The 12,726-nt window shown below is 31.5% G+C and carries 13 protein-coding genes; 4 read left to right on the plus strand and 9 right to left on the minus strand.

From position 1 onward, the window contains the following. The 3 genes from AB8B90_RS10170 to AB8B90_RS10180 all read left to right on the plus strand — a co-directional run. On the plus strand, window positions 1-1,579 hold a 1,579-nt coding region (locus AB8B90_RS10170; protein ID WP_405336497.1), incomplete at its 5' end, for a gliding motility-associated C-terminal domain-containing protein. Window positions 1,580-1,592: 13 nt separating this feature from the next. Beyond that, window positions 1,593-2,510, plus strand: coding sequence for a type IX secretion system membrane protein PorP/SprF (locus AB8B90_RS10175; protein ID WP_405336499.1), 918 nt, complete (start codon window positions 1,593-1,595; stop codon window positions 2,508-2,510). 10 nt (window positions 2,511-2,520) lie between these two features. Next, the gene (locus tag AB8B90_RS10180; protein WP_405336501.1) at window positions 2,521-4,449 is read left to right on the plus strand and encodes an OmpA family protein; all 1,929 of its coding nucleotides are present in this window, start codon (window positions 2,521-2,523) and stop codon (window positions 4,447-4,449) included. 71 nt (window positions 4,450-4,520) lie between these two features. Here AB8B90_RS10180 and AB8B90_RS10185 read toward each other — a convergent pair whose 3' ends face one another. The 3 genes from AB8B90_RS10185 to pdxH all read right to left on the minus strand — a co-directional run bounded on the left by AB8B90_RS10185 (window position 4,521) and on the right by pdxH (window position 6,737). Then, a complete protein-coding gene (locus tag AB8B90_RS10185; RefSeq protein WP_405336503.1) occupies window positions 4,521-5,261 on the minus strand; it encodes a hypothetical protein in 741 nt (246 codons plus the stop codon). A gap of 100 nt (window positions 5,262-5,361) precedes the next feature. Then, window positions 5,362-5,856, minus strand: coding sequence for a CAP domain-containing protein (locus AB8B90_RS10190; protein ID WP_405336505.1), 495 nt, complete (start codon window positions 5,854-5,856; stop codon window positions 5,362-5,364). 233 nt (window positions 5,857-6,089) lie between these two features. Further along, window positions 6,090-6,737, minus strand: coding sequence for a pyridoxamine 5'-phosphate oxidase (gene pdxH / locus AB8B90_RS10195; protein WP_405336507.1), 648 nt, complete (start codon window positions 6,735-6,737; stop codon window positions 6,090-6,092). Between the two features lie 82 nt (window positions 6,738-6,819). Here pdxH and AB8B90_RS10200 point away from each other — a divergent pair, with 82 nt between their 5' ends. Next, window positions 6,820-7,248 carry a hypothetical protein gene (locus AB8B90_RS10200; protein WP_405336509.1) on the plus strand — a complete coding sequence of 143 codons (429 nt, stop codon included), beginning with the start codon at window positions 6,820-6,822 and terminating at the stop codon, window positions 7,246-7,248. A gap of 15 nt (window positions 7,249-7,263) precedes the next feature. On the opposite strand, the gene AB8B90_RS10205 is transcribed toward AB8B90_RS10200, so the two are convergent. The 6 genes from AB8B90_RS10205 to AB8B90_RS10230 all read right to left on the minus strand — a co-directional run. After that, a complete protein-coding gene (locus AB8B90_RS10205; RefSeq protein WP_405336511.1) occupies window positions 7,264-8,169 on the minus strand; it encodes a ribonuclease Z in 906 nt (301 codons plus the stop codon). Between the two features lie 6 nt (window positions 8,170-8,175). Next, the gene (locus AB8B90_RS10210) at window positions 8,176-8,508 is read right to left on the minus strand and encodes a ribonuclease Z (protein WP_405336513.1); all 333 of its coding nucleotides are present in this window, start codon (window positions 8,506-8,508) and stop codon (window positions 8,176-8,178) included. A gap of 4 nt (window positions 8,509-8,512) precedes the next feature. Further along, window positions 8,513-9,442, minus strand: coding sequence for an aspartate carbamoyltransferase catalytic subunit (locus AB8B90_RS10215; protein WP_405336515.1), 930 nt, complete (start codon window positions 9,440-9,442; stop codon window positions 8,513-8,515). A gap of 3 nt (window positions 9,443-9,445) precedes the next feature. Continuing rightward, entirely contained in the window at window positions 9,446-9,985 is a 540-nt protein-coding gene (gene pyrR / locus AB8B90_RS10220; protein WP_405336517.1) for a bifunctional pyr operon transcriptional regulator/uracil phosphoribosyltransferase PyrR, read from the minus strand. A 120-nt stretch (window positions 9,986-10,105) separates the two neighbouring features. Next, on the minus strand, window positions 10,106-11,728 hold the full coding sequence (locus AB8B90_RS10225; RefSeq protein WP_405336519.1) for a S8 family peptidase: 1,623 nt from the start codon (window positions 11,726-11,728) through the stop codon (window positions 10,106-10,108). A gap of 131 nt (window positions 11,729-11,859) precedes the next feature. Then, on the minus strand, window positions 11,860-12,726 hold an 867-nt coding region (locus AB8B90_RS10230; protein ID WP_405336521.1), incomplete at its 5' end, for a S1 RNA-binding domain-containing protein.

The following is a 12,726-nucleotide window of genomic DNA, read 5'->3' on the forward strand; positions in this document are numbered from 1 at the left end:
CCAAGATTGGTTAAACAATAATGGTGGTAGCGCTGTGGCTTCAGATTTATGTTCTTCTGTAACGTGGACTAATAACTTCTCTGCACTTTCTGATGATTGTGGTGAAACTGGTTCGGCTACTGTAATATTTACAGCGACTGATGAATGTGGGAATTCTGCTGAAACCTCTGCAACATTTACTATTGAAGATACGCTTCCTCCAATGATTACAAATCCTGCAGAAAACAACTCAGTTACATGTGATGGAAGTGGTAATACAACTGATCTACAAAATTGGTTAGCAAATAATGGTGGAACTACGGCTTCAGATAATTGTTCTAATGTGACATGGACCAACAACTTCTCTGCACTATCTGATGATTGTGGTGAGACTGGTTCAGCTACTGTAATATTTACAGCGACTGATGAGTGTGGCAATGAAATATCTTCAACAGCTATATTTACTATTGAAGACAATTCTGGCCCAACTATTGAAACTCCTGCAGCTGATCTTATGGTAGAATGTGATGGAAGTGGTAATACAACTGATCTACAGGATTGGTTAGACAATAATGGTGGTGCAATCGCTTCTGATTTATGCTCAAATGTAACCTGGACAAATAATTTCTCAGCGCTTTCTGATGATTGTGGTATGACAGGTTCTGCTTCAGTTACATTTACAGCTACAGACGAATGTGGAAATATGACTGATACTACAGCTATTTTCACTATTGAAGACACAACTCCACCAAGTTTAACACCAGGTTCTGATTTTCAAGATCAATTATTTGTGACTTGTGATGTAATTCCAAGTATACCTGATTTAGGTTTTGAAGACGCTTGTTCGCAAATGACTGTTGTTGCTCCAGATCCTGATAATGAAGTTATCATAAATATTGATGCTGATAATTATCAAATAATTAGAACGTGGACTGTAACTGACGAATGTATGAATATGAGTCAATTTATTCAAACAATTAACGTTGCTGTTGAAAGTCAAGTTCAAGGAACTGATACTGAGCTTTGTATTTTGGATGATTTTGAATTTGATTTATTCGATTTATTATCTGGAAACTTTGATACAGATGGTGTATGGACAGTAACAGCTGGAGATGTAACTATAGATGGAAGCTTTTTTAACCCTTCATCAATATTAGATATTAATGATCAATTTACTGAAGCAGATTTAGGTGACTATATGTTCACTTATACTGTTGGTGGTATTTGCCCAAGTATAACTGATGTTATTATTACAATAAATGATGAGTGTGTGGTATTACCATGTGGTTTAGAAGATGTTATAATTTCAAAAGCTGTTACACCTTCAACTTTAGACGGAGTAAATGATGTATTCTCTGTTTCAGGAATTGAAGATTGTGGCTTCGTTATTGAATTACAAATATTTAATCGTTGGGGAGCAAAAATATATGACAATTCGAATTATCAAAATGATTGGAATGGTCAAGCTTCTAGAGGTTCTGTCGGAAACTCAGGATATGTCCCAACTGGAACATACTATTATATTATAAAACTAAAAGGTAGTACTGGTGACTTAGAATTAAAACCAATCACAGGACCAATCTACGTATCAACAAACTAAATCTTAACCTAAAATGAAATTAGTAAAGTTTAACATTATAGCATTTATACTATTCAGTAGCTGGATGGGAGTTGCTCAGCAATTGCCTCAGTTTACACAGTATATGTATAATACGATCTCAATCAATCCAGCGTATGCAGGAAGTAGAGAAACATTAAGTGTTGTAGGTCTACACAGAAGTCAATGGGTTGGCCTTGAAGGAGGTCCTACAACTCAAACGCTTTCTGTACATTCTCCTTTGAGAAATGACAAAATAGGAGTAGGAATTTCATTTATAAATGATGAATTAGGATTTCAAAACTTTTCATATTTGTATGGTGATTTCTCATATACAATTCGTGTAAGCGAAAACAGTGAATTAGCTTTCGGTATGAAAGCTGGATTTACTAGCTATAGTCTTGATGCAGACTTTAGACAAGCAGAAATGAATGACCAAGTGATTTTTGGTTTTGAAGATCGTTGGAAACCTAATATAGGTACTGGTGTTTACTGGCATAGCGAAAGATGGTATTTAGGATTATCTGCACCTAGAATATTAAATACCGATTATACAGGAGATGAAGAATTTCAGTCTTTAGAAAGAGTAAGTTATTACTTTACTGGAGGATATGTATTTGATTTAGGTGTTAACACTAAGTTTAAACCTGCGATGTTACTTAAAGGTACAAATGGTGCTCCTTTATCTTTCGATATTACCGCTAACTTTTTATTCTATGAAAAGTTCTGGGTAGGTGGATCGTACAGAGTAAACGAATTAGCTCAAGCTATTGGAGGAATTGCTGATTTTCAAGTATCTAAACAATTGAGAGTTGGTTATGCATACGAATATCCTCTCTCAGAATTAAGTGCCTATACAAGTGGAACTCATGAAGTACTACTTATGTTTGAAATATTCAAAAGTAAACGTATTAAATCGCCTAGATACTTCTAAAAATTTAATCATGATGAAAACAAAAACTTTAATATTACTTTTTGTGCTTAGTAGCACATTCATGATCGCTCAAGAAAAGCTAGCTGATAAATTCTTTGGTAATTACAACTATGTAAAAGCTACTGAACTTTATAAAGAAGTACTCAAAGATGGCGATACAACTATGCATGTATTAACACGATTAGGAGATTGTTATTATAACAATTCAGAATCTAAAGATGCAGCACTATGGTATGAAAAAGCTTTACAAAAATATGATAGCGATGTCAATCCAGAATATATCTATAAATACATTCAATCCTTAAGAAGTTTAGGTAACTATACCGAAGCTAACGAATGGATGAAAAAATTTACTGAAATTCAAAATAACGATACTAGAATTAAAGGATATGATCCGGAAAACATTAGCAAATACAATGAGTTATCCAAAACTGAAAATGACAAAGTTGTTCAGTTGGTAAACTTACCATTCAATTCTAAATATTCAGATTTTGGTTCATTTATTCTTAATGATCAATTGTATTTTGCATCCTCAAGAAATACAGATGAAAAGAAACTTTACAGTTGGAACCAAGAACCGTTTTTAGATATCTATATGGTTTCAGTAGAAAAAAATGAGGATTCAATTTCGTATGGAACTGCTGATTTTATAAATGCTGAAAAAATAAATACAGATTACCATGAAGCTTCAGTAGCTATTACAAAAGATGGTAAAACAATGTATTTTACTAGAGATAATGTTAGTAAAAAAAATAAAGTAAAATATGACGATGAAGGAACGACTCATTTAAAACTATATAAAGCAAATCTTGTTGGTGAAACATGGACAAATATTGAAGAACTTCCTTTTAATGATGATGTGTTTTCAACTGGTCATCCAACATTAAGTCCTGATAATAAAATCTTGTATTTTGTATCAGATCGTGAAGGTGGATTAGGTCAGACTGATATTTACCAAGTAGAAATTAAAAGTGGAAATTCTTATTCAGAACCTGTTAACCTTGGAGAAAAAATTAATACTGAAGGACGAGAAATGTTTCCATTTGTAAGCCAAGACAGTACATTTTATTTTTCTTCTGATGGTCGTTTAAACTTAGGTTTTTTAGACATTTTTAAATCTGATCTTATAAAGGATGAAAATGCTGAACCTGAAAATTTAGGCGCACCATATAATAGTGGTTATGATGATTTTGCATTTTTTATGAATCCTTCTGAAGATGAAAATGATAAAACAGGTTATTTCTCTTCCAATAGGCCTGATGGTCAAGGAAGTGATGATATTTACAGTTTTGATGCAAGTATTTGTCTACAGACTATAAAAGGTATTACTAGAGATTTGAATACTAACGATATCATTCCCGGTGCCACAGTTAAACTTATCAATGAAGTTGGTAAAGTACTTGAAGAAGTAGAAACTAATGAAAATGGTGAATATGAATTTACTGTAGATTGCGATAAAAAATATACTGTTATTGGTAGTAAAGAAGATTTTAAAGATGATTTTAAAGAAATAACTACCGATAATAAAAACGAGAAGATTACTGAGGCCGACTTATACTTAGAACCATTAATCAAGGACAATCAAATTGTAATTAACCCTATTTTCTTTGATTTTGATAAATCAAATATTAGAACTGATGCTCAATATGAACTAGAAAACATCGTAGATGTGATGCGTGCACACCCAAATATGGTTATTAAAATTGAAGCGCATACTGATAGTCGCGGACGTGACAAGTACAATGAAAAATTATCTGATAGAAGAGCAAAATCTACCAGAGACTATATTCTCTCAAGAGGAATTGCTACAGAACGCATTGAAAGTGCAATTGGATATGGAGAAAGTCAATTACTAAACAAATGCTCTAATGGCGTAAAATGTTCGGAAGAAGAACACCAATTAAACAGACGTTCTTATTTCTATATATTAAAAGAATAAAATTACATCATCTATCTTGAACTTAGAAAAAGCAGTCTCGTTAACGAGCTGCTTTTTCGCATTTATAAGGTTCATTCGTAATTAAAAATCTTATTATAAGCCTTTCCGTTTGAATCATCAATTATAAAAACACTGATAGTATACCAATCATTCACAAAAAAATCTGTAACATATAATTCTTCAGTATTATTATCTAAAGCTCTATCTGGATGCCCTTGAATTTGGATAATATAATTACCATTTTGTCTTAAATATGCATATGAATGTCCAATGACTAATGTAGAATGGTTATCAGTAGTGAAGAACTTTTCGTAATATTTATCTTCAATTGAATAACCTTTTGCAAATTGATAAGCATGATTTGATTTAGGAATTGAATCATGTTTTAAATAAGAAGTAACAGCTTCATCAATTGAAGCCTTTTGCTCATTATTATCATAACCTACATAAAAATTAGAAAGCCCTTCCTTGCCTCTTCCAAAATATATGCTTTTATGAAAATCTTTGGTCCTTAAATCTTTATAACTCAATGTATATAATGTGAATTCTAAATCTTGCCTTGAATGCTTTTCATCTTTATAGATTAAAGTAATACCAACTTTATAATTATCATTCTTAAGAATTGAATCTTCAATCTTAGTTCCCTTTTTAAAAAGATCTATAGCAAACCTCTGAAATTCTGTAGTTAAAGTGTTATCACTTTTAATATATAATGCATCAAGATACTTGTTGTCAATGTCTTTTTTTAAACTAGATTGACAAAATACAAAAGGATTTGTACTTAATAATAAACAAAAAACTAAATATCGCATAAAAACAATTTTGCTAAATATAAGAAACAAAAAAAAGCCACAGTGTTACTGTAGCTTTAAAAACAAATATTTGCTATTAATCAAGTTTTTGAGTTATAAATTATTTTTTGATAAATATGTTTGTAAAATACCATTTACCTTCATTATTTTTTTCAGCAGAAACATCAAAGTCTGTAAAATCTCCTTCAATGTTTGCTCTATGTCCTTCACTGTTTAACCAGGCGTTAACTACAGATTGGGCTGAACTAAATGCATAAGCTACATTTTCTGACACTTTAACTGCTGACGCATTTTGAACTAAACTGTTCTTACGTTGAAAAAAGTTATCGTGTGATACATTATCAACTTCTACCATATAATCTGTGTGCGTGTAAGCAACAGCTTTAATAGTATTGTGATTATTTAATGGAGTCAATCCCATAGTAATTCTATGCGTATTGATTAATTCTAGGATTTCAATTTCGATCATTTTAGCAGCAGGAGCATCAACTAAATCGATATTATTAATAGTTTCTTCTGGAAGTTCTTCAGTTGAACATGAGAACGTTAGTAAAGCGATTAATGCCATTACAGGCAACATTTTAGTAGGTTTCATAAGTAGGACTTTTTATGAGTTTATAATAATAGATTTGGGGCCTAGTATTATTTTAAAAAAACAATTAATTAAAGGGGCATTTAATCAATTGTATATTACATCGTAAATATATGTAGTTTTGTTCTTTTAAACGTAAAAAAAGTGCAGATAATCGGTGAAATGCATAAATATTATGAATATTCTTACAAAAAAATACATTTCAAAGATGTAAAATGTATACTATTGGGAATGATTCAAGGAGATAAACGATCTTGAATCCAATTAAAATCTTCATCTAATTGATATCGAATTCTATCATGCAAACGATTAGGTCGTCCTTGCCAAAATTCAATTTCGACAGGTTTTACAATATATCCTCCCCAAAATTTTGGTCTAGGAATTGGTTTACCCTCATATTGTTCTTCTAAAGATTTTAAGTCATTTTCGAGAGTAGTTCGATCTTTTATAGTTTCACTTTGATTAGAAACTAAAGCACCTAGCTGACTTCCTCTTGGTCGAGATTCAAAATAACCATCACTTAAGTTATCAGCTATTTTTTCTGCTTTACCCTTAATAATAATTTGACGCTCTGCTTCTGGCCAAAAAAATGATAAGCAAACATTTTGATTATTTGCAATTGCTTTACCTTTTTCACTTTCGTAATTACTATAAAATATAAATCCTTCATAGGTGAACTTTTTCAGAAGCACTACTCTACTCTTAGGAAAGCCATCAATTCCAATTGTACTTAATGTCATTGCATTGGTTTCCCCAATATTGAAATTTGCATCTACTTCATGAAACCATTTTTGAAATACTTCCAAAGGGTTGTCACTTAGGTTTTGTTCTAATAATTCTTGCTTTTCATATGATTTTCTGTAATTGCCTAAGTCTGTATTCATTGTATTAGTATTGTAAAAAAATATTAAGGTTTTTTCTGTAAGTTCGTTAATTTCTTATAAATTTAGGAAATAATCCCTTGAAATGACATTTGAAAATAGCAAATATTCTAAACTTTTAGAATACAAAAAAGTAGCATTCCCTTTCGGTAATGTATTTATCACTAAACAATTCGTAATATCAGAATTAAATGAAGGTATTCATGTGAATTTTGAAATGGTAAGTAAATTAATAACCCAATTTTCAGAAGAAATCGGTAACGATGTTAAAATTGGCTACATCGCAAATAGAATGAACTCCTACTCTTTTGAACCACAATTATGGTTAGATTTTAATAATGAGTATGATTTTTTAGTAGCTAGTGCTGTAGTTACATATAGTGATTTTGGCTATTTAAATTCTAGTTTAGAAAAACATTTCTTTAAGAAAAGCCTTAAGCGATGTCAAAATTTAAACGAAGCTATTGAGTGGATGTTAGAATTAGACGAGTTAAAAACTGAAGTCAATACTTAACAAAGCATTTATTGATTAAAACTCGAATGATTTTCCGTCTTTAGCTAACTCTACATTTTCAAAGATTTCTGAAGCTTCTTCCTTAAATAGATTTAAGTCATTATATCTGGTTGAATAATGACCAAGAATAAGTGTTTTCACATTAGCTTGTTTTGCAATACTAGCAGCTTGCTTTGCTGTACTGTGTTTTGTTGGCGCTGCTAATGCTTCATTTTTTTCTAAAAATGTGGATTCATGATATAAAACATCAACATCTTTAATTATGGGTAACATCGATTCATTATAGGCTGTATCACTGCAAAACGCATAACTCTTAGGTTTGTTTGGAGGCTTAGTAACCGTTTTGTTATCAACTAAGTTTCCATTTTTGTCTTCAACATCAGATCCTTGCTTTAGTTTTCTATAATATGCCACATCAATGTTTGCATTTAATACAGCATTCATATCTAATTTACGTTCACCATTTTTTTCTCTAAATAGAAATCCATTAGTATATACACGATGATCTAGAGGAATAGTATATACTTCTACTTTATCATCTTCATAAATTAATTCTGATGTTTTTGAAGTTAACTCATGAAAAATAAGTTTGTAATTAGTCCAAGATTCTGAAAGTTTCATTTGTAATGTAATGACGTCCTTCAGCCCTTTTGGAGCATACACATGCAAGTCAGCTTCACGGGTCAACAAACGAAATGTAGATATTAATCCAACCAATCCAAAGCAGTGATCACCATGCAGATGTGAAATAAAAATGTGTTTAATTCTAACAAACTTGACTTTATTTCTTCTTAACTCAACCTGAGTACCTTCGCCACAATCAATTAAAAATGTATGGTTTTTAATCTCTAATACTTGAGATGTTGGATTGGTGTTAGTTCGAGGCGTTGCGCTGTGACAACCAAGTATGGTTAATTTCATAGATTATTAAAACCCTAAATCACGTTCGATGTCTTCCATCTCAATAATATCGTATGCTTCTTGAAGCGTTGGCACTACCAGTATTTCATCTGGTGTTTCATCGAGATTTGTTTTATCTGTAACAATTACAAATGAATGTTTTGCTTTTCGGTGCTTATTAGACAATTGTAAGAACTCGACAATATCCTGCAAGGTTACTTTATTCAAAGTTGTCAGATTAACAATAATGTTATCATTTTTAAAGCGTTCATATAAAACATCTATTTTCTTTACCAATTCAACAATAGAGGCTTTCTCTTGTGTAATGATGGATGTATTTCCGTTTTTATCAAAAATCATAATATTAATGTTTTATTTTAGAAGCTAGTAAGTAAATGACTGCCATTCTAATAGCAACACCATTTTCAACTTGATTTAAAATGATAGCCTGATCAGAATCTGCCACATCACTCGTAATTTCAACACCACGATTTATAGGTCCAGGATGCATAATCGTAATCTCTTTATCTAATGAATTTAAAAGATCTTTAGTAACTCCGTATTGCTGAGTGTATTCTCTTGTTGAAGGAAAATAACTAATATCCATACGCTCGTTTTGAACACGTAGCATATTTGCAACATCACACCAATTTAAAGCTTTTTGAAGATTAGTTTCAACTTTTACTCCTAAACCTTCTATATACTTTGGAAGTAATGTTCTTGGTCCACAAACCATGACATTAGCACCCAATAATTGTAATGCATAAATGTTAGATAATGCGACTCTACTGTGAAGAATATCACCTACAATAACTACATTTTTTCCTTTAACCTCTCCAAACTGTTCTCTTATAGAATAGGTATCTAGTAAAGCCTGCGTTGGATGTTCATGTGCGCCATCACCAGCATTAATAATACTGGCATTAATATGTTGTGATAGAAATACACCTGCTCCAGGATTTGGATGACGCATAACAACCATATCGACTTTCATGGATAAAATATTATTAACAGTATCTATTAATGTCTCACCTTTTTTTACTGAAGATTGTGATGCAGAAAAATTAATAACATCAGCAGAGAGTCTTTTTTCAGCCAATTCAAAAGAGAGTTTAGTTCGCGTAGAATTTTCAAAAAACAAATTAGCTATCGTAATATCTCTAAGCGAAGGCACTTTTTTTATCGGACGATTAATCACTTCTTTAAAATGATCTGCCGTTTCAAAAATCAATTGTATATCTTTTTTGTTAAGATATTTTATTCCTAATAAGTGATTGACACTTAATTCGTTCATGATTTAATTATTTATAAGGTATACTGTGTCTTCACCTTCATTTTCAACCCAATTAACTTTCACTTTTTCTTCATTAATAGCATCTACTTGTCTGCCTCTATAATTTGGCTGGATTGGTAAATGTCTACTAAATCGTCGGTCTATTAATGTCAATAATTCAATTTCGTTAGGTCTTCCAAACGATTGAATTGCTGTTAATGCAGCTCTTATACTTCGACCTGTATATAAAACATCATCAATAAAGACAATATTTTTGTTTTCCACCAAAAAATTAATTTCAGTAGTATTTGCTTCTAATGTTTTTTCGCCTCTTCTAAAATCATCTCTAAAAAACGTAATATCTAAAAGACCTAGTTGTATATTCTTTATCTTATAATCAGTTTTTAATATTGAAGCTAAGCGATTTGCTAAATATTTACCTCTAGGTTGCAATCCGATTAGAACAGTATTAGAAAAGTCGTTATGATTTTCAATAAGCTGACAAGCCAATCGATGAAGAATGATATTTACCTCTTTTGCATTAAGTAATAACTTTTGGCTCATATAGTAATATTCTGAGAAGGCATTCAGAATACAAATTTAAGCGTTTTAATTTAGAAATTTATTCAAAATTTAAAAAGTATACTATTCATGTTAGTAGTCCGATATTAAATCTGAAATAAATCATTCTTTAATGACTATTTTATTATGAATTAAATTACTTCCCTTGAAAGAAATTTTAAAAACATAAGCACCACCAGCAATATCATTAATGTCAATTTCGGAGTTTTTAGGAGTATTAATTCTCTTGACTAATCGTCCATCTAATGAGTAAATACTTACATTTTGCAAAATTTCATGACTGGTATTAGCAATATTTACTAATCCGCTTGATGGATTAGGAAATAACTTTATAACATTACTATCGTTTTCAAAGTCATTAACAGATAGTAAATTACCGCAATTATTCATAAGTGCTTGCATAGCATTATTAATATTTAGTCTTCCTCCAGTAGTAGTAATTCCGTCTAAACTAGGATTAGGATCTACATTGTCAAGAATTAAATCTCTCACAAGTATAGCAGCAGCAGCAGGATCAGTATCTGCTAAATTAGCTAATTCTTGGCAAGGTGCAGCGTACAATAATGCGATTGTTCCAGTGACATGAGGTGTAGCTCCAGATGTTCCACCAAAACCTCCGTAACTATTATTATTACTAGTTGTAAAAGCTCCAGCTCCTGGCGCACCAAGATCTATTGATTGTAAACCATAACCAGCAGAAGTAACTTTGACATCATCAATATTTGTATTTGTTACTGAAATCAAATACTCACTAGGACAAGCAGTTGGTAAATCTCCAATAACATCAATATCAAAATCAGCATTAATTGTGGCACCACAACTCAAAATACCATTTGCTCCAAGCGTATCATATAAAGCGCACCAAAGTGGTGCATTTTGTGGATTACCAAAATCAACTCCCCAAGATGCATTTGTCGATACTATAAAAGCACCTTCTTGTCCATTAGTTTGATTATACAATATTCTAGCATCCAATGCATAACTATACGCTTCAATTACTTTAGCTTCATTAGTGTTAAAGTTATTTTTAATAATCATTACTTTCACATCCCAATTTACTCCTGCAACTCCAACTCCATTATTTCCTTTGGCTCCAATTATACCTGCAACAGGAGTTCCGTGTCCACCTCCTGAAATATTATCATCGTTAGTAACAGTACTCCATCCAAGATAGTCATCAACATAATTATTTTGATCATCATCAATACCATTGTTTGGTATCTCTGCTTCATTAGTCCAAATATTATCTTGAAAATCTTGATGATTAGTATCGTGACCATCATCTAAAACTGCCGCAACTATTACATTTCCATTTAAAGTAGTGCCTCCAGTAGTCACGTCCCAAGCGTCATCAGCATCGATATCCTTATCATTACTTTGAAAATATTGCCATTGTTGACCAAAGAAAAAGTCACTTGGTGTTGTTGCTCTAGTGGTTACTTTGTGATTTTTTTGAGCCACTAATACATCATTACTTCTGTAAAACATATCAATTGCATCTGTTTCAGTAATAGAAGATGGTGCAAAACGAAGCAACCATATATTTAAAGTTTTAGAAATTAATTTTGAATCTAAAATAGACGCATCCTCAAATTCAGTAATAATTCTTGAAGCATCAACTCCCTCAGTTAATTGGACTAAAATTTCATTAGGAACAAAACTAGCTTGTTGAGCAGAAGTATTTCCGATAATTAAAATAAATGTAATTAGTATAAATCTTTTCATAGCAGTAGGTATTAATTTTATAGCTTTTCTTTTTTATAAAAATAAGCAAAAGAAATCAGTACTAATAAACAGGAAAAACAAAAAAGCCTTTCATTTCTGAAAGGCTTTTGAATATTTAAAAATTTAGGAACTTATTTTTTTCCGTCCATTTTGTCTTTAAGAGCTTGTAAAGCATTGTTAGCATCCCCTAAAGTTGGTTTAGCTTCCGCAGCTTGAGCTTCTGCTTTTTTAGCAGCTGCTTTTACATTAGCAATTTCCTCTTCTTTAAAGATTGCAGTATGAGATGCCACTACGCGTTTAAATTCTTTATTGAATTCAATAATTTTAAACTCAGCAGTTTCTCCTTTTGCTACTTTTTTACCATCTTCTTTTTCTAAGTGACGTGAAGGTACAAAGGCAACGATATCTTCGTTAAAATCAATTGTTGCACCTTTATCTACGATTTCAGTAAGTGCAGCAGTATGAACTGTACCTAAAGCAAATTCAGTTTCGTATTTATCCCAAGGATTATCAGTAGTTTGTTTGTGACCTAAAGATAATTTACGTCCTTCAACATCTAATTCTAATACTACTACTTCTAGGTTATCACCTACGTTACAGAACTCAGATGGATGCTTAATTTTCTTAGTCCAAGATAAATCAGAGATATAAATTAATCCATCGATACCTTCTTCTAATTCAACAAATACACCAAAGTTAGTAAAGTTACGTACGATACCTGTGTGCTTAGAACCTACAGGATATTTAGATGTAATATCTGTCCATGGATCTGGTGTTAATTGCTTAATACCAAGAGACATTTTACGATCTTCTCTATCAAGAGTTAAGATTTGTGCTTCTATTTCATCACCAACAGATACGAAATCTTGAGCAGAACGTAAATGTGTAGACCAAGACATTTCACTTACGTGAACTAATCCTTCAACACCTTCTTCTACTTCAACAAATGCACCATAATCAGCAATCACAACAACTTTACCTTTTACTTTATCTCCAAC

It is taken from the genome of Psychroserpens sp., assembly GCF_045105015.1.
Taxonomy (GTDB): domain Bacteria; phylum Bacteroidota; class Bacteroidia; order Flavobacteriales; family Flavobacteriaceae; genus Psychroserpens.

Bases quoted from the DNA above. Each gene is read 5' to 3' on its own strand.
- AB8B90_RS10180 (WP_405336501.1), top strand. From the start codon at position 2,521: ATGATGAAAACAAAAACTTTAATATTACTTTTTGTGCTTAGTAGCACA.
- AB8B90_RS10200 (WP_405336509.1), top strand. From the start codon at position 6,820: ATGACATTTGAAAATAGCAAATATTCTAAACTTTTAGAATACAAAAAA.
- AB8B90_RS10175 (WP_405336499.1), top strand. From the start codon at position 1,593: ATGAAATTAGTAAAGTTTAACATTATAGCATTTATACTATTCAGTAGC.
- AB8B90_RS10215 (WP_405336515.1), bottom strand. From the start codon at position 9,442: ATGAACGAATTAAGTGTCAATCACTTATTAGGAATAAAATATCTTAAC.
- pdxH (WP_405336507.1), bottom strand. From the start codon at position 6,737: ATGAATACAGACTTAGGCAATTACAGAAAATCATATGAAAAGCAAGAA.
- AB8B90_RS10225 (WP_405336519.1), bottom strand. From the start codon at position 11,728: ATGAAAAGATTTATACTAATTACATTTATTTTAATTATCGGAAATACT.
- AB8B90_RS10205 (WP_405336511.1), bottom strand. From the start codon at position 8,169: ATGAAATTAACCATACTTGGTTGTCACAGCGCAACGCCTCGAACTAAC.
- AB8B90_RS10185 (WP_405336503.1), bottom strand. From the start codon at position 5,261: ATGCGATATTTAGTTTTTTGTTTATTATTAAGTACAAATCCTTTTGTA.
- pyrR (WP_405336517.1), bottom strand. From the start codon at position 9,985: ATGAGCCAAAAGTTATTACTTAATGCAAAAGAGGTAAATATCATTCTT.
- AB8B90_RS10210 (WP_405336513.1), bottom strand. From the start codon at position 8,508: ATGATTTTTGATAAAAACGGAAATACATCCATCATTACACAAGAGAAA.
- AB8B90_RS10190 (WP_405336505.1), bottom strand. From the start codon at position 5,856: ATGAAACCTACTAAAATGTTGCCTGTAATGGCATTAATCGCTTTACTA.